The sequence below is a fragment of the Novosphingobium sp. NFX11 genome, from assembly GCF_057376415.1.
In genome coordinates this window covers 210,564-227,364 of sequence record NZ_CP080386.1, presented here as the reverse complement: position 1 = coordinate 227,364, position 16,801 = coordinate 210,564, and the positions used below count along the sequence as shown (strand labels likewise).

At 63.6% G+C, this 16,801-nt stretch carries 17 protein-coding genes and 3 pseudogenes; 9 read left to right on the top strand and 11 right to left on the bottom strand.

The window, feature by feature from the left end; all coding sequences use genetic code 11:
- Window positions 1-93 precede the first annotated feature (93 nt).
- Window positions 94-390, top strand: coding sequence for an ATP-binding protein (locus KZO24_RS27635; protein WP_486488423.1), 297 nt, complete (start codon window positions 94-96; stop codon window positions 388-390).
- On the opposite strand, the gene KZO24_RS27630 is transcribed toward KZO24_RS27635, so the two are convergent.
- The 6 genes and pseudogenes from KZO24_RS27630 to KZO24_RS27605 all read right to left on the bottom strand — a co-directional run.
- Window positions 378-800: a hypothetical protein gene (locus tag KZO24_RS27630; protein ID WP_486488266.1), complete on the bottom strand. Its 423-nt coding sequence runs from the start codon at window positions 798-800 to the stop codon at window positions 378-380. The two genes, KZO24_RS27635 and KZO24_RS27630, sit on opposite strands and share 13 nt — an antisense overlap.
- Before the next feature lie 257 nt (window positions 801-1,057).
- A pseudogene (locus tag KZO24_RS27625) lies at window positions 1,058-1,887 on the bottom strand (alpha/beta fold hydrolase).
- 267 nt (window positions 1,888-2,154) lie between these two features.
- On the bottom strand, window positions 2,155-2,748 hold the full coding sequence (locus KZO24_RS27620) for a cysteine hydrolase family protein (protein WP_486488265.1): 594 nt from the start codon (window positions 2,746-2,748) through the stop codon (window positions 2,155-2,157).
- A gap of 98 nt (window positions 2,749-2,846) precedes the next feature.
- Window positions 2,847-3,200: a sensor histidine kinase gene (locus KZO24_RS27615; RefSeq protein ID WP_486488264.1), complete on the bottom strand. Its 354-nt coding sequence runs from the start codon at window positions 3,198-3,200 to the stop codon at window positions 2,847-2,849.
- Between the two features lie 13 nt (window positions 3,201-3,213).
- Window positions 3,214-4,356: a PAS domain-containing protein gene (locus KZO24_RS27610; RefSeq protein ID WP_486488263.1), complete on the bottom strand. Its 1,143-nt coding sequence runs from the start codon at window positions 4,354-4,356 to the stop codon at window positions 3,214-3,216.
- A 197-nt stretch (window positions 4,357-4,553) separates the two neighbouring features.
- Window positions 4,554-5,375, bottom strand: a pseudogene (locus KZO24_RS27605) (PAS domain-containing protein); the annotation flags it as partial.
- A 362-nt stretch (window positions 5,376-5,737) separates the two neighbouring features.
- Here KZO24_RS27605 and KZO24_RS27600 point away from each other — a divergent pair.
- Window positions 5,738-6,571, top strand: coding sequence for an alpha/beta fold hydrolase (locus tag KZO24_RS27600; protein ID WP_486488262.1), 834 nt, complete (start codon window positions 5,738-5,740; stop codon window positions 6,569-6,571).
- Here KZO24_RS27600 and KZO24_RS27595 read toward each other — a convergent pair.
- The 3 genes from KZO24_RS27595 to KZO24_RS27585 all read right to left on the bottom strand — a co-directional run bounded on the left by KZO24_RS27595 (window position 6,568) and on the right by KZO24_RS27585 (window position 9,721).
- Window positions 6,568-7,299, bottom strand: coding sequence for a glycine betaine ABC transporter substrate-binding protein (locus KZO24_RS27595; RefSeq protein ID WP_486488261.1), 732 nt, complete (start codon window positions 7,297-7,299; stop codon window positions 6,568-6,570). The two genes, KZO24_RS27600 and KZO24_RS27595, sit on opposite strands and share 4 nt — an antisense overlap.
- Window positions 7,296-8,387 carry an L-dopachrome tautomerase-related protein gene (locus KZO24_RS27590; protein WP_486488260.1) on the bottom strand — a complete coding sequence of 364 codons (1,092 nt, stop codon included), beginning with the start codon at window positions 8,385-8,387 and terminating at the stop codon, window positions 7,296-7,298. Before KZO24_RS27590 ends, KZO24_RS27595 begins: the two co-directional genes overlap by 4 nt.
- A gap of 380 nt (window positions 8,388-8,767) precedes the next feature.
- The gene (locus tag KZO24_RS27585; protein WP_486488259.1) at window positions 8,768-9,721 is read right to left on the bottom strand and encodes a GlxA family transcriptional regulator; all 954 of its coding nucleotides are present in this window, start codon (window positions 9,719-9,721) and stop codon (window positions 8,768-8,770) included.
- 109 nt (window positions 9,722-9,830) lie between these two features.
- Here KZO24_RS27585 and KZO24_RS27580 point away from each other — a divergent pair, with 109 nt between their 5' ends.
- The 7 genes from KZO24_RS27580 to KZO24_RS27550 all read left to right on the top strand — a co-directional run bounded on the left by KZO24_RS27580 (window position 9,831) and on the right by KZO24_RS27550 (window position 15,280).
- Complete coding sequence (locus KZO24_RS27580) at window positions 9,831-10,625, top strand: SDR family NAD(P)-dependent oxidoreductase (protein ID WP_486488258.1); 795 nt, start codon at window positions 9,831-9,833, stop codon at window positions 10,623-10,625.
- Window positions 10,622-11,476: an alpha/beta fold hydrolase gene (locus tag KZO24_RS27575; protein WP_486488257.1), complete on the top strand. Its 855-nt coding sequence runs from the start codon at window positions 10,622-10,624 to the stop codon at window positions 11,474-11,476. The genes KZO24_RS27580 and KZO24_RS27575 overlap by 4 nt, the downstream gene beginning before the upstream one ends.
- Window positions 11,477-11,499: 23 nt before the next feature.
- The gene (locus tag KZO24_RS27570) at window positions 11,500-12,270 is read left to right on the top strand and encodes an SDR family oxidoreductase (RefSeq protein ID WP_486488256.1); all 771 of its coding nucleotides are present in this window, start codon (window positions 11,500-11,502) and stop codon (window positions 12,268-12,270) included.
- Between the two features lie 432 nt (window positions 12,271-12,702).
- Entirely contained in the window at window positions 12,703-13,248 is a 546-nt protein-coding gene (locus KZO24_RS27565; protein WP_486488255.1) for an ester cyclase, read from the top strand.
- A 47-nt stretch (window positions 13,249-13,295) separates the two neighbouring features.
- Window positions 13,296-14,429: an L-dopachrome tautomerase-related protein gene (locus KZO24_RS27560; protein WP_486488254.1), complete on the top strand. Its 1,134-nt coding sequence runs from the start codon at window positions 13,296-13,298 to the stop codon at window positions 14,427-14,429.
- A 7-nt stretch (window positions 14,430-14,436) separates the two neighbouring features.
- Entirely contained in the window at window positions 14,437-14,739 is a 303-nt protein-coding gene (locus KZO24_RS27555) for a putative quinol monooxygenase (RefSeq protein WP_486488253.1), read from the top strand.
- 202 nt (window positions 14,740-14,941) lie between these two features.
- Window positions 14,942-15,280, top strand: coding sequence for a cupin domain-containing protein (locus KZO24_RS27550; RefSeq protein ID WP_486488252.1), 339 nt, complete (start codon window positions 14,942-14,944; stop codon window positions 15,278-15,280).
- A gap of 288 nt (window positions 15,281-15,568) precedes the next feature.
- On the opposite strand, the pseudogene KZO24_RS27545 reads toward KZO24_RS27550, so the two are convergent.
- Together KZO24_RS27545 and KZO24_RS27540 are read right to left on the bottom strand one after the other, a co-directional pair.
- Window positions 15,569-16,436, bottom strand: a pseudogene (locus KZO24_RS27545) (SDR family NAD(P)-dependent oxidoreductase).
- Window positions 16,437-16,450: 14 nt separating this feature from the next.
- Window positions 16,451-16,798, bottom strand: coding sequence for a carboxymuconolactone decarboxylase family protein (locus KZO24_RS27540; protein ID WP_486488251.1), 348 nt, complete (start codon window positions 16,796-16,798; stop codon window positions 16,451-16,453).
- Window positions 16,799-16,801: the final 3 nt, after the last annotated feature.

Genomic DNA, 16,801 nt, shown 5'->3' with positions numbered 1-16,801 from the left:
ATCAAAGGAAAACGCTTTCATGCTCGCGCTGGCTGCGATCTTGGCAGCCTGCGGCTTCTGGATCGATAGCATCGCGGGGTATGACTTAGCGATATCAATATTTTACCTGGTGGGTCTGGTCCTTGTCTCGTTCGCCCCCGGATCAAAGGCAGTCACGCGCATGGCGTTCGGAGGCAGTTCAAGCCGTTCTTCACGACCAAGTCGAGTGGCATCGGGACGGGGCTGCAGATATGCCGCTCGGCTGTCGAAACCATGGGCGGTCAGTTGACGGTGACGAACGTGGACGGAGGCGGGCCTGTTTCACGTTTGACCTGCCGCTCGCCTCATCCGGTCCGACAGATTTGGCCTGACCCGGCGCAGGCTATGGATGTCGTGATCTACCAGCCGTAGCCGAAGCGAAACCGTGACCATGGACGGCCCCAAGGCCCCCATGCACCCCAGTCCCAGCGGGCATCGGCATATGCCTGTTCCTCATCCGCCAGGCGTTCGACCTGCTCCTGTCGGCGATAGGCGCCATAGGCATCCTGCGTACCGATGAAGAGGCAGTTGCAGTTCTTCGGGTCGGCATAGACGTAGGCGACATCATCTCCCTGGACGCGACGGACGAACTTGTGCGCTGGCAGCCGGGACAGCATGTCTTGCCGGTCTGGTGTGTTGGCGGGTTTTATCTCGAAACCGGCTGCCACGAGCTTGTCCTCCATGCGCGTGGCAACCTGCTGGGCGTAGGCGAGATAGGGTGTCGCGGTGGCCACGCAGGCGGCCAAGACGAGGAAGCTCGCGGGGCGTGATCGATCAATCATGATGTCTCCAATCAACCTGAAGTGAACCGGTTATTGGAGAGTAGACCGCGGCAGCAACTGACTCCCTATCGACATCCGTATGGTCGATGTATAACTGCGTTGCGGCGTCGTTGCGGAAGAATATTCTCAAGTTTAGGCAGCTTAAATTGACTTGCACCGCAGTTACAATCCGTCAGGCAAATCAATGCATTGAGGCTCTCCGCACCGATTGATGTGGAGAGCCTCAAATAGTCAGTCCGTGGAAGACCGCGCCGGATTTAAGCTTTGATGAACGCCAGGATTTCCGGGTTCAGCACCTCGGCGTGGATCGTGAGCATGCCGTGGGGATAGCCCTTGTATGTCTTGAGCTCGCCCTTCTTGAGGAACTTGATCGAGAGGGGGCGGCATCCGCGATAGGCACGACCTGGTCGTCCTCGCCATGCATGACGAGCGTCGGGACTTCGATTTTCTTCAGGTCCTCGGTGAAGTCGGTTTCTGAGAAGGCCTTGATGCAGTCATAGTGCGCTTTCGCGCCGCCCATCATCCCCTGACGCCACCAGTTCTGGACGGTCGCGGGGATGACCTTCGCGTCCGGGCGGTTGAAGCCGTAGAACGGGCCACTGGCAACATCCATGAAGAACTGCGCGCGGTTCGCGGCGAGCGCGGTGCGGAAGCCGTCGAATACCGCCATGGGCGTGCCGCCGGGGTTCTTGCCGGACTTCACCATGATCGGCGGAACAGCGCCGGCGAGCACGACCTTGGCGACACGGCCCGGCTTGGCTCGCGCCGCGTAGCGGGCTGCCTCGCCGCCGCCGGTCGAGTGTCCGATGTGGACGGCGTTCATAAGGTCGAGCTTATCGGTGAGTTCGATGACGTCGGCGACGTAGGTGTCCATGTCGTTGCCGGTGTCGGTCTGGGTCGAGCGACCGTGACCGCGGCGGTCATGGGCGATCACGCGAAAGCCCTTGCTGAGGAAGAACAGCATCTGCGCGTCCCAATCGTCTGCCGAGAGCGGCCAGCCGTGATGGAAGACGACCGGCTGGGCGTCCTTTGGACCCCAGTCCTTGTAGAAGATCTCGGTTCCGTCCTTGAGCGTGATGGTTGCCATGGTGGTGTCTCCTTTGATGTCTTGCGAGGTGTTGGCTTGCGCGCCTGCGGGCAGCGTGGCTACGAGGCCGAGCGCGGTGATGCCGCCGAGCAACTCGCGCCGGGTGGGTTCCGGCGTCCAGCCGCGTTCGAGGAACGCGGTCATACGGCAGTTCCCAGCTTCTCCACGGCTTCCTCGGTCGACCACAAAGCATTTGCGAGCCAGCGGAAGTTGAGCAGGGCGGCCGCGTAGGCGTCGCCCTCTGGAATCTTGCTTCCTGCTGTCGCGTCACGGACGACCACGACCTCCAGCCCGTGCTCGACGAAGTCGCGCAGATGGGATCTCGACGCAGAAATTTGCGGCCATGCCGGCGAGGATCACTTGGGTGGCTCCGGTCTTCCGCAATTGGAAGAACGTGTCGTTGGTCTGGGGACCGGCGATCTTGTGGGGCGAGCAGACCACGGTCCGCCCGTCCTCGATCACGTCCTTCAGTGCCGGCAGCCAGTCGGCGCCCGAGCCTTCGAAGCCGTCGAGCGATAGTGGGTCCTTGCGCTTGAACATCCCGAGCTTGTGCATGAGCGCTTCGCCGGGTGCGTTGAACTTCCAGCGGTCGTCATGGGGATAGTAGTAGTGGGGCGAGATGATGATCGGGATCCCGGCGTTCCGGGCAGCCTCCATCAGTTTGCGTAGATTGGGAACGGTTCCATGCTCCGCGATGCTCTCTGCGAATACCGGGTATGCTGCGCCGTCCTCGCCAAGGAAGTCGGTCTGCGGATCGGTAATGACGAGCGCGACCCGTTCGATGTCGAGCGTGAAGCTGCTCGGCGGCAGCGCTGGCTCAAGCGGGTCGGCATAGGCCGGGTTGGCTGGGGTGTAGGTCATGACGCTCCTCGTGCAGGTTGCGTGATCATGATGCGGCCGCGTGTCGCCGCGCGCCATTCTACTAGGGGCGGCGCGTGCCCATACCATGGTTGGTGCGGCTACCCGGCTTCGACTGCTTCAGCGGTGGGCAGGGTGAACGTGAAGGCCGCGCCGCTCCTCTCGAGATTACGCACGTTAAGCTGTCCACCCATGCTCTCGATGGCGGTGCGGCAGATCTGGAGGCCCATTCCAACGCCTTCGGTTTTGGTCGTGAAGAAGGGCTGGAAGAGCTTTTCTAGGTTCGCCTCGGGAATGCCTGGGCCGGTATCAGCGACAGAGACGGCGATCTGATCCTCAAGCGCTGTGAGACTGACAGTGATGGAGCGCGGACCATCGGTCTCACGCATGGCTTCGGCTGCATTGGTCATGAGGTTGACCAACACCTGCTGGAGCAGGACGGGATCGCCGGCCACGAGGGGAAGCACCTTACTTCCCTTCATTCTGAACGACACGTCGGAACGGCGAAGTTCGCGCTCCAGGAGCTCTGCTGTTTCTTCCACCATCTCGCGTAGGTCGATCTCGGGCCATCTCGCGTTGTCCCGACTGGATGGCATCTCTGGTGTTCTGGACGATACCGGCGACGCGCTGCACCGTTCGGGTGAGTCTCTGGAGGATGCGCTCTGCGGCTGGAAGATCAGGAGTTTCGCGCTGAAGATATCTTAGACCGGTCTGGGCATCCATTACCATGGACGCGATGGGCTGGTTCAGCTCGTGTGCAATGGACGCGGAGAACGCGCCGACTGTGGCGATCCGATTTGCACGCGCCAGTTCTTCCTGGGCTGCTTCACGGAGTTCTGCGATACGCTCCTGTTCGGTGAGATCGATGTGGCTCGATAGATGGAGGCCTTCGGCCAAGCGATTGACCGTAAAGTAGACTGGAATTTTGATGCCGCCCTTGCCGACCAGAACAGTTCGACCGTCGATATGATCGATCCCGTAGTAGTACATCTCGAGCTGCCGCATGAGCACAGCGGGACCGTCATCCGCGTTCTGCGCAGGCGGATTGGCGACAAGTTCGGCGACGCTGTCATAGCCCATGAGGCGCGCCAGCGCCTCGTTCACCCGTGTCGTGCGGATCAGAGATAGCAAATGGGCGAACTGATCGGGGTATTCATTCAGATATGCCGACAAATCCTTGACGCCCTGCTCGCGAAGCTGATCCAAGAGCGGTTCCGTGGCTCTAAAGTCCATCTCTGCGAAAGTCATATTGCTGACCTCGAATAGACCAGCGTATCGCGCCTCCGTCTTTATCAACGCGGCGGTGCGCTCCTCGACACGTTGTTCGAGCGTATCGTTGAGCTCCTGTACCTTCGATTGCATATCGACCGCATACTGGACGTCGGCAGCCCCGCCGAAGCGTTCTACCTGCCCGGTAATAGGGGAAACCACTGGCCTGTCGTACAGGCGCATCCAGCGATAGCTTCCGTCCGCATGCCTGACCCGCACCTGAGCCTCCGACACGCTATTGGTTGATACGGCCTTGCCGATCGTCTCAAGGAGGCCGGGGAGATCGTCCGGATGCACTGGATCCAGGTTGTTACCGCTCGCAAGAACATCCTTCCGGTCCACGCCGGTGATCTCCGTCCATCGCTGATTAAAAAAGTTACCTGTCCGTCGGCGGTTCCTCTCCAGAGGATATGAGGCACCGAATTGGCAAAGTGCTCGACCTCGGCTTGGCTCTGCTCCAATTGAATCCGGACTTTCTGAAGCTCCTCGCGGGCCACCACCTCATCATGGATGTCTGAGGTGCCGCCATAGTAGCGGATGACCTTCCCTTCCTCGTCCTTGAACGGCAGGCCGATCAGCGACATCCACCTGTAGCTACCATCTGCGTGACGGAGTCGATAAGTTGCGCGCAGTTCCTCACCGGCCGCAAACTTGGTCCGCACCCGCTCCATGAACCATTCCTGGTCGTCGGGATGGAAGTCGCTCAACCAGTCCTGCGCGAGGATGGCTGCGTCCAGATTGCGACCGGTGATATCCTCAAAGCGGCGGTTGTATCGATCTACATAGGCCTCAGGCGAGGCTCTCCACAGTATCTGAGGAACGGAATCCATGAAGTTGATGAGCTCGGCCTGGCTCTCCTCGAGCTCGGCGCGGAGCTGCTCTAACAGGTGATGGGCCGTCACCTCGTCTTGCACGTCGGATGAGCCGCCATACCACCGCGTGGTTTCTCCGTCCTTGGACCTGACGGCGCGTCCGACCAGCGACATCCACCGATATGAACCGTCAGCATGCAGCATTCGAAAGGTGGCGCGCAGATCCTCGCCGCTGGCCATTGAGTTCTGCAGCTTCGCGATGAAGGGCTCCCGGTCATCGGGGTGATACCACTCGATCCAGTTCTGCTTGGCGATCGCCTCCTCGCGATCATGGCCAGTGAGGTCGGTGTAGCGGCGATTGAAGAAGTCGACTTTATCGACCGAATAACGCCACAGGAGCTGCGGCACGGAATCTGTAAAGTTCAGAAGTTCGGCCTGGCTCTCCTCGATCTGTCTGCGAGCTGCGGCGAGATGCTTGCGGCTGACAAGAAGTGCGGCCGTCACAGCGATGGCGATGAAGGCGAAGCCCAGACGTAGGCTGCTGGCCATGCCGGGCGCATCGCCATGGACCACATACCATGAGATGCCGGAAAGGCACGAACATACGACCGCCGTGTGGACGACCTCCCTGTCCGAACCTCGAACGCCGACGGCGACGAGCGTGCAGATGTAGAGGATCGAGATGGAGACATCGAAATCGGCGATGCAGTCAATCGTGAAGATGGCCGCTGCGATCGCAACGGCTAATATTCGGCCAATCCATTTCAGCAAGTCATCGCTCATGCTTTTCCGCTCGCGCTCCGCATCACTCTGTTCTCCGTCCGCGACCAACCGACAACCCACCCTCGACCATCGTAGGTATCGCCCTTGACCGGATGGCACGCCAGTTCAGACGAACGAGGAGAATCGTAATGGGTAGTCATCAGACAGCACCCACGCGCCATGTAGAAGTCGGTAGCACGAATTTCGCCTTCCGTCGTTTCGGCAAGGAAACGGGAGGGCCGATCGTGCTGCTTCAGCACTTCACCGGTGGCCTGGATCATTGGGATCCTCTTCTGACGAACGGAATGGCGGAGGGGCGGGAGGTCATCCTCGTCGACGTCCCAGGGATCGGCGGTTCTACCGGAGAGACGCCGCAGACCATCGAGGGCATGGCGGCAGCCATCCTCGCGTTCGTAGACGCGATCGGTCTCGACAAGTTCGATCTGCTCGGCTTCTCGATTGGCGGCATGGTCGCCCAGGCGTTCGCCAAGGCGAATGCGCAGCGGCTCAGCCGGCTCATCCTGTGCGGCACCAGCCCGCGCGGCGGTGAACCCTCGCCATACCTCGCGGAAGTCCGCCAGCGCGCGACAGGCAACGCCAATCAGGACGACTTCCTCTGGCTGTTCTTCGGGCATTCTGAGACCGGTAAGGCGGCTGGGCGGGCGTTCTGGGAGCGTCGCATGGAGCGAACCGAGGATCGTGATCCACCGACGGCGCCCGAGGGCATCATGGCCCAGCAGCTCGCGGGGCGCGACTGGCTGGAGCCGCACGGCGAGCGGTTCGCCGATTTGGCGGCGATCACCGTCCCCACGCTGGTCGTCAACGGCACACTCGACGTGATGCTGCCGACGATTAACTCCTTCCATCTCCAGCAGCACATCCCCGACGCGCAGCTGGTGATCTATCCGGATGCGGGGCATGCCTCGCAGTTCCAACATCCGGAACTCTTCCTGAAACATGCCCTCATCTTCCTCGACGGTTAGGAGGGTGGTTTCGAGCGCACGAGCTGGTCCTCCAGTTCGCTGACGCGCTGATTGCCAAGATGCAGCGCGGCAAGCTCTTCGAGTGCCGTCGGCGAGATGCGACCCTCCGCATCGCGGCGGACGATCAGGGTCGCCTGGTCGGTGCCGCCCAGCAGGCCGACCGGCTCGGCGAGTTCTCGGATGCGGTGGCGCGCATGGAGATATTGGGGATGCCAGAGCGGCACCACTACCCACTCCTTCCGCGAAACCGCCTCCTCGAACCGGTCGAAGCACTGCGCTTCCGTTCCGGTCTCGAAGCGGTAGCCCGCCTTGCCGAGCGCGTAGTGTTGCACGATCGCCTGCGAGAATCGACTGATGCCGGCGCCGGGATTGATGCCCTGGATCAGCCGATCCATCCGGGAGAGCGCGTGTTCGGCCAGCAGATCCGAAACGGACGCGATCTCGTCCGGCACATATTCGGGCACGCCCCAGATGCAGTAGGGCTCGTAGAGCACCGTGATCTTCCGGACATCGTCCGCGAATGGGGCGAGATAGGCGCCGTGGCTGGCCGGGAGCCAGGCGCTGACCAGCAGATCGACCTCGCCACGCCCCATCCGTTTGAACATCTCCTCATGCGGAGCCGCAGAGCGCTCGATCTCGTGACCATGCCGGCGGAGGATCGCTTCGACCTCCAGAGCGCTGGCGTCGTGGAAGCCCAGGTCGATGTGGCCGATGCGGAGGGCGGTCATCGCGGCGTCTCCAGCGTGTAGAGGGCGATCGGCCAGCGCGTCTGCGATTTTCCGTCGTGGAACAGACCGACCCTGTCCATCTGGGGAACGGGGAGCCACAGCTTGCCATCGGCATCGAGGAACGGCGCATCCACCCAGTGGAGCGCGTGATCGGTAACTAGGGTCTCGACGCGTCCATCGGGGTGTCGGACCTTGATGCTGTCGTCGGCGAGATCGGCGAAGAAGAGCCGTCCATCGGGCGCGAGCGTCGTTCCGCCCACCGGAGGCAGGTCGGCCCAAGGTTCGACGGCCGTCGCGAGATCAGCCGCCGGCACGGAGGGATCGTCGAGCAGGCTCGTCGGCACGCGCGACCACGGGCCTTCCAGAGGGCCGAACAGGAGCCACCGTCCATCAGTGCTCACCTCCAGCGGATCGGAATGGACCTTCAGAGGCGAGCCGTCGGGCGACTTCACGATCTGGCCGCTCAGGACGATGGTACGCCCGTCGCGGGCGGTTGTGGCCGGATGCCCCTCGAGCACGCGGCGACCAGTATCGGTTGCCAAGTCGAGCACGATGATGCCGGGCCGGCCGGCATCGGTCAGATAGGCGTGATCGCCATTGAATCGGATGTCGTCGACATAGCTGCCCGGCAGGGCGAGGTCCGGTCCGAGAGGGAAGACGCGGTCGATCTTATCGGTCACTAGGTCGATGCGGACGAGCTTTGCGCCCTTGGGTAGCGGATCACCACCGAAATCGGGCGATCCCGTGTCGACGACCCACAGGCCACCGTTGGTGTCCATGTGGACCGCATTAATGTTTATGAACGCGGCGCCGTTGTCGGAGCCAGGCTTCCAGGCGTTCCATGCCACATTAGGAAACGGTTTCGGCTTCTCGCCTTCGACGATAATCGCGAGTTGCGGACCCCGAGTGCCCGTCCACCTCGGACCGGCGACGAAGATGCGCCCGCGACTGACCGCCACGGCGTTCCATATCATGGAATTGCTCGTTGCGACCCGCTTCAGCTCGGCGGTCTGGGCGCCTGCTGGATGCGAGGCGAATGCGGCGGCCGATAGTGCGGCGGCAGTGGTGATGTTCAATAGCTTCGACATGCAGAGTCTCCTTCCGGACACTATGCGATAGGTGCGGGACCATGGGAGCGGCGGAAACCGTATGCCCGATATGCGCCTTTGCATGGCGCAATCCGCTCCGACCCCTACCAAAGAACAGGTCTGACCGACCGGCGGACGGCTGTCTGGCGGAGAGGGCTTCGGCGATATTCGCATCGACCGGGCCAGCAAGACCCACCCCCTGATGCTGCATCGCCCCCGCAGCAGGCTGGCCCGGCACCTTCTAGAGCGAGGTGAACGATGAGCATCTACGGCAGACACCTTTCGCAGACGGCGGTCCGCGCCTCGATCGGTTCCACCGGGCTCATCGCCACGCTGCTCCTCACGCTCCTGATCAGGCTCTGAGGTCCCGGGCCGACATGTCAGGCGTCGACCAGATCCTGAACCGCCGCACCGCGCGCCGCGCGACGGATGACCTGCGGCGGCTGCCCGAAGGTTCGAAGGAACGCCCTGCGCATGCGGTCCCGATCCGCGAACCCCGTCTCCTGGGCGACGATGTCGATCGAATGGTTGCTGTCCTCCATGAGCGTCCGCGCCGCCTCGAGCCGCAGGTGCTCGATAGCCTTAGCGGGCGACTGCCCGGTCTCGGTCTGGAACGCGCGACTGAACTGCCTCGGCGAAAGGTGGGCGACGTCCGCCAGATCCTCGACCGACAGCCGGCTGGTGAGGTTACGGCGGGCGAACGTCAGCACCGCCTGCATGCGGTCCGATTTCGGCTCGAGTTCGAGCAGTGTCGAGAATTGCGACTGGCCGCCGCTGCGACGATGGTAGACGACGAGTTTGCGCGCGACGAAACGCGCGGCCTCCATGCCGAGGTCCTCCTCGACCAGCGCGAGCGCGAGATCGATGCCGGCCGTCATTCCCGCCGAGGTCCAGATTGGACCGTCGGCAATGAAGATGCGATCCTCCTCCACCTTTATCCTCGGATACCGCTCGGCCATGCCGCGCGCATACATCCAGTGGGTGGTGGCGCGTCTGCCATCCAGGAGGCCCGCTTCTGCGAGGACGAGTGCGCCTATGCAGGGCGCGGCGATGCGCCGGGCGAACTTCGGCGCTGTGCGGACGAACGCCACGACCTCGGACGTGGCGTCTTCCATGCTCCCACCGACGACGAGCAGGTCGAGTGGCTCGCCGGAGAACGGCGTCGTCATCACCTCGAATCCCACGGACGTCCGGACGGACCCGCCGGTCTCGGAGAGCATCTGCACGTCGTAGACGGGCTTGCCCGCTTGGAGATTGGCGATCTCGAACACCGTCGAGACCGCGAGGCTCATCGGCGAATAGCCGGGATGGAGAATGAAGCCGACCTTGCGCATCGCGTGTCCTTCGAATGTCTTGAATTGTCGTTTCTATGTCATTTCGGACGCGACGCTTCAAGCCTAACTATCACTCGACCGCAACGGGCGGCCTAGAAGGAGACATCCAATGAGCAACATGGGAACCGCGCTGGTCACCGGCGCCTCGAGTGGGATCGGTGCGATCTATGCCGACCGTCTCGCCAAGCGGGGCTACGACCTGATCCTGGTCGCACGGAACACCGACCGTCTGCAGACCGTCGCGCAGCGGATCAGTGATGAGACCGGCCGCGCGGTCAACGTGCTCACCGCCGACCTTTCCGACGGCGACGACCTTTTCCGCGTCGAGCAGGTGCTCCGCGACAACGCCTCGATTACGATGCTGGTGAACAACGCGGGCTTCGGCGGCGTCACGCCGCTCCTCGACACGGATGCCGAGCGGATGGAACTCATGGTCGACGTCAACGTCACCGCCCTGATGCGTCTGAGCTATGCAGCTGCGCCCGCCTTCGTCGCCCGCGGCGCGGGGACCATCGTCAACATCTCGTCGATCGTCGCCATCGGCCCTGAGATCCTCAACGGTGTATATGGCGGCACCAAGGCGTTCGTGCTGGCGTTTACCCAGTCTCTGCAGCATGAGCTCGCGGACAAGGGCGTGCGGGTCCAGGCGGTCCTGCCGGGCGGCACGGCAACCGAGTTCTGGGACATCGCCGGATACGGCGCCTATGCCGACAGCCCGCTCGCCATGCCCGCCGAGAAGATGGTCGATGCAGCACTCGCAGGTCTCGATCTGGGCGAGGTGGTCACCATCCCTCCGCTTCAGGACGGTGCGCTGTGGGATGAATACGAGGCGCTCCGCCGCCGGATCGCCGGTGACCTGGCCCATGCCGAGCCCGGCGCCCGCTATCTCGCGAAGGTCTCGTGAGCACCGTGGGCGAGGGGGCTGGTGTGGTGGAAGCCATGCCGGAGCCCGAGACGATCGAATTGGGCGGTTTTGCGCTGCGGATCGTCCGGGGAGGACGCACCGCGGGTATTCCAATCCTCCTGACGAGCCCCTGGCCGCAGAGCCTCTATGCGTTCCGCAAGATTTGGGCTCAGCTTGCGGACCTCGGTCCGCTGGTCGCCGTGGATCTGCCGGGGTTCGGTCGCTCGGAGGCCAATCCGGCGGCGCTCTCTCCCGCGGGAATGGGTGCCTTCATCATCCGCCTGCTCGATCGGATGGGCATCGAGCGCTGCCACGCCGTCGGCCCGGACGTTGGGACCGCCGCCATGCTGTTCGCGGCCCATGAGGCGCCCGACCTCTTCGCGACGATCACCGTCGGGAGTGGCGGAACGGACATGGCGCTTGTCGGCGAGCGGCTGCGCGGCCTCATCGAGGGGCCGGTCGAGGGTCTGGACGTCGGAGAGGATGCCGGCGTGGTCGTCGAAGTCATCAAGGCGCTGGGAGCGACCGAGCCACCGGCCGAGGTGATGGAGGACTACCGGCTCTCGTCCGCGGACGGACGGTATCGCGAGGCGGCGGATTACGTGCGGGCCTATCCGCGGGATCTACCCGTGCTCCAGTCGTTCGCAGGTGAGATCGGGACACCGGTCCTGGTCATCTCGGGCGCTACAGATTCGCTGGTGCCGCCCGCCAACGGCGAACTTCTCGAGCGCATCCTTCTTCATTGCCGCCACGTGGTCGTGAACGCCGGACACTTCGTCTGGGAGGACGCCGCCACCGAATACGCAGACCTCGTCGCGACGTGGATCAGCAGCGGCGGCGACCTCGACTGAACATTTTTTCTTGGAGAAGACACATGCAACTGACTGACAACACCATCTTCATCACCGGCTCCACGTCCGGCATCGGGCGCGCACTGGCCGAGCAGTTCCACAAGCTGGGTAACCAGGTCATCGTCGCCGGTCGTCGCCAGGCTCTGATCGACGAGGTCGTCGCCGCCAACCCCGGCATGGCCGGCATCCGGCTCGACATCACCGATCCCGAGAGCATCGAGGCGGCCGCCGCCGAGCTGAAGAGCCGTTTTCCCAAGCTCAACGTCCTGATCAACAATGCCGGCATCATGCCCTTCGACGACCCTTCGGGCGTGCTCGACGACGCCGTCAACCAGGCGATCCTGACCACCAACTTCCTTGGTCCGATCCGCATGACGTCGGCGCTGATCGAGCATCTGAAGGCTCAGCCGCGCGGCGTGATCATCAACAACACGTCGGTTCTCGCCTACGTGCCCTTGGCGACCAACGCGGTCTATTCGGCCAGCAAGGCCGCGCTCCACACCTACACGCTTTCGCAGCGCTTCATGCTGCGCGACACGTCGGTGCGGGTGCAGGAGATCGCACCGCCTTGGGTAGATACGGACCTGGTCGGTAAGAGCGGCGACCCGCGCGCGATGCCGCTCGACGACTTCATCGCAGAGACCATGACTAAGCTGGCAACCGACGACGAGGAGATCATCGTCGATAGCATCAAGGCATTCCGCGACAATCCGGGTGCCGGCGAGCACGCTGTGGTCAACGGCTTCAACGCCGCGATGGTCGAGAATCCGATCCCGGTCCCGATGGCTGCCTGATCGAACTGAGGCGGGCTCCCGAGGCGTCGAGCCTCGGGAGCCCGCCTCACTTAAGGATGCGGTTCGATGACGAGACGATGCGAAGGTCGCAAATTCCTGTCCGTGGTGATCCTTGTCGCCACGGCTGTCGTCGTGTTCGCCGCGATACGGCCGTCGATAGGTGATGCTTGCATCGCGGCCATCCTGGCCTGCCTCTCGGTTCTGCCGTTCGCGTTGAGTGTCCTCGCGGAAAGCGGACCGCCGGGGCGACGCCGGGTGCGACCATGAGTGGCGACCATTCATCCCTGAATGCCGGGCATGTGACCTTGGCCGTGGCGCCGCGTCGAATGAATGGCCAGCTTCCGTCACTAACGACGATGAGTGTGATGCCGACGGCCTCCGTTCGCCAGGCGGTGTCAATTGCGAGGCGATGATCGAATGAGGAGATTTTGGATGAAGAGCTTGGCAATCTCGGCTGCGGCCCTGCTAGCGGCAGGCTCCGCCGAAGCGCAGCAACTCGATGACCGCGCTGCGGTGGCGACGACCCGCCCGCAGGAGCAGATCGTCGCTGGCGACATCACGCCCCAGCAGCTCTCGTTGCTCTTGAAGCCGGTGGACGCCTTCTATGGCTTCTGGGCCAATGGCAGCGCCAAGCTGCTGGCGCAGGCGATCGGTCCGGACTTTGTCGACCACACCCTTCCATCAGGTCGACCCCAGGGGCCGGATGGTCCGGCTGCGGCCTCCAAGGGTTTTCTGGCGGCGATACCGGATCTGAAGGTGACCGTCGTCCAGCGGCTGGTCGTCGAGGACCGCGTGGTGTCGCACCTGCGGTTCACGGGACATTTCACCGGGAGCTTCGCTGGGCACGCCGGGGCGGGGCAGGCCGTGGACTTCATCGCGACCGACATCGTGCGGGTCCAGCGTGGTCGGATCACCGACAATTGGCACCTCGAGGACAATCTCACTTTTCTCCAGCAGATCGGCGTGGTCGCGAAGTGATCCGCGCGCCGGTCTCCGTCGACCTCCATCAGAACGAAAGGACATCCATGTCACGCATCGTGCCATTGCTCGCGAGCGTCGCGAGCCTCATCGCAGCCCCCGCCTTTGCGCAGGACCAGCAGATCCCCGTGGAGGTCGTGGCGAATCTTCGCGGTGCCATGCCGACGGGCGTCACCGTTGCGCCGGACGGCCGCATCTTCCTCAACTACCCGCAGTGGGGCGACAAGCCCCCGTTTGCGGTGGGTGAGCTAAAGGATGGCAAGGTCACCGCGTTCCCGGACCAAGTCACCAACAATGTGGCGATGGGCGGGCCTGCGGATCACTTCATCAGCGTCCAGAGCGTCGTCGCCGACGGGGCAAACCGACTGTGGGTCCTCGACACCGCCGCCCCGGGGTTTGCCCGACCGGTCGCCGGTGGTGCCAAGCTCGTCGCGATCGACCTCGCCTCGAACAAGGTGGTGAAGACGCTGGTGCTGAGTCCCGACGTCGTCCTGCCGACCACCTACGTTAACGACGTGCGCTTCGATCTGCGTCAGGGCGAGGCCGGCGTCGCCTACATCACGGACAGCTCGATCAAGGGGCCGGGCGGTCTGATCGTCGTCGATCTGGCATCCGGCAAGGCCCTGCGCCGCCTTTCGGCCCACTCGACCACCATGCCCGATCCGGGGTTCAATCCGGTGATCGAGGGACAGACGCTGATGAACCGCCCGGCGGGTGGCAAACCGACGCCGTGGCTTGTGGCGACGGATGGTATCGCGATCTCGGCGGATGGCTCGACGCTCTACTACTGCGCGCTGTCGAGCCGGCATTTCTACAGCGTGCCGACCGCCCTCCTTCGCGACCCCTCGGTGACCGACGAGCAGATCGCCGCCGCCATCAAGGATCTTGGTCCAAAGGCGCCATCCGATGGGCTCGCCGAGGATTCCGAGGGCAACATCTACGCCGGCGACTACGAGCACGGAGCCATCCGCCGCTTTGCGGAGGGCAAGTGGACGACGATTGCCAAGGATCCCCGCATCCTTTGGCCCGACACGCTGTCGGTGGGCACCGACGGATATCTCTATTTCACCGCCAATCAGCTGCAGCGGCAGGCGGGGTTCCATGAGGGCAAGGACCTTCGCAGGCAGCCCTACCAGCTGCTCCGCATCCGGATCGGCAACGGTCCCGTCCTTTTGAAGTGAGGAAGTCATGACAGACGAAAACCAGATCCAGCTCATCGCCTATCTCATCGCCAAACCTGGCAGGGAGCAGGCGCTGATCGATGCCGTCCTCGCAATCGTTCCCGACGTCCGCAAGGAACCGGGATGCATCGCCTACTCGCCCCATGTCAGCCGCGAACATCCGGGGACGGTGGTGATGTATGAGGTCTGGGCGGACCAGATGGCGCTCGACGTCCACGGAGCCGGCCCGAACCTTCAGGGGCTCGCGGCCCAGTTCGGCGATCTCCTCGCAGAGCCGATCCGCCTCGAGCCTCTGCGCAGCCTCGACTGATGGGCCGGGCAAAGCAAGGCGGTCGTGCCGGCACAGCGCTGGCGGTGACGGCACTGATCGGTATGCTTGCGGTCGCGACGGCGCACGCGCAGGCGGCGCCGGCCCCTCGATCTCAGGCCCTCCGGCTGTCGTGGAGGCTCCTGGACGGGGCATCATCCCTACGGTCAGCGAACATACCGCGGCTCTGCCGGTTCTCTACGAATTGGATCGTCAGCCAATCGAGCAAATCTCGGATCTGGTCCAGCGGCAGTATCTCAGCGGCGCGCAGTCGACGTTCGTCAAGTGGACGGTCAAGGCGGGTGGCGTCTTCCCGCTCCATCATCATGTCAACGAGCAGATCACCTGGATCGTGTCGGGCAGGTGCGAGGTCTTTTCCCAAGGACGCAAGTTCACGGTGACGGCGGGGACGATTCTGGTGATCCCGCCGAACGTCCCCCACGAGTTCCATTGTCCGGTGGACACGATCGACATCGACTTCTTCGCGCCGGGTCGGCAGGACTGGGCGGACGGCGCGCCGTCGGTGGCGGCATCGCAAAAGTAGGCACTGGCGGCCGGGGCTGTCGCGCTCCGGCCGCCTTCGTCGGTCAGGCTTCCGCCGATGCGCTGAACGCATCCATCGTGCGGGTCGAGGAGACGAGCCCGGCGCCCGCGTTCAGTGCGATGGCCGTGTCTAGCGTCTTTGGCGACCGCGATCGATCGCGCCCCGCTAGACTAGCCCTCTGTCTGGGCGCGAGCGCGGGCGGGAGTTTCCGCTCGAACGAGACCGAAGAGGTCACAGGCAGCAACCTGCTTGTTCACACGACCTGCGCTGGGCGACGCCCGTCACGTCTCAGTGGAAGCGGCTGCCCTCCAGATAAGATATGTCGCCTTCATCGAAATCCGTCGATCGACTGACCGCGACCCATTCGTCGGCCGCCTTGCGGCGAGCCTCCTCGGCAATCGCCAGCACGTGCAGTGCATCGCTGCCGAGCACCAGATGGGCGGGCAGATCATTCCGGCGCGTCAGATCGAAGATGACCTTTGCGATTTTGGCGGGGTCTCCGACTTCATTGCCGACGAACCGGGGCATCATGTCAAGAAAGGCGCCGACGGAGGGCGCATATTCGGGCAGGAGGTCAATCGCGCTACCGTTGGCGCTCGCGCCCCAGTCCGTTCGCATGCCGCCGGGTTCCAGCGACACCATATGGACACCGAACGCAGAGATCTCCTGGGACACCGACTCCGTGAACCCGCCGACGGCCCATTTTGCAGCCTGATAGGCGCTCAACCCCGGCGCGCCTGCACGCCCGCCAATTGACGACACGTTGATGATGTGGCCGGCGCGCTGAATCCGCATGGCGGGCAGGACCGCTCGGGTGAGATTTACCACTCCGAAAAGGTTGGTCTCAATCTGATCGCGGAAGCTCGAGATCCGTCGTCTGTTCGAACGGTGCGATGAGGCCGTAGCCGGCGTTGTTCACGAGCACGTCGAGCCTGCCGAACGCGTCGACAGCCGCAGCAACGCAGGATCGGGCCTGGGCCGCATCGGTAACATCCAGCCGACCCACGCGAAGCCTGTCGGGATGGTCGCTGGCAAGATCGTTCAGCGAGCGTTCGTCGCGCGCCGTGGCGAAGACATTTTCTCCCGCCGCCAGAGCGCGCTCTACGATGGCGCGGCCAAGTCCTTTGGAACTGCCGGTCACAAGCCAGTTCTTCATGTTGGAAGCTCCGGTCAGAGTTCGCCGGATGCCGTGAAGGCGTCCATCGCACGGGTGGAATAGACAAGGCCTGCACCGGCGTTCAGGGCGATGGCGACGCCCAGCGCCTCGGCGAGCTCCTCCTCGGTTGCGCCCGTATCACGTGCTGCCTTGGTGTGCACCGTGATGCAGCCGTCGCAGCGAAGCGTGATCGCGCAGGCCACGGCGATCAGCTCGCGGGTCTTCGGATCTAGATGTCCGGTCTTGGCGCCGGCACCGCCCAGCATGGCGTAGCCTCGCGTGGTGTCAGGGGTGAGCTTGCCGATGCCGCCGACGCCGGCAAGCACCTGGTCGCGATATCCGTTCCAGTCCATCATGTGCATGTG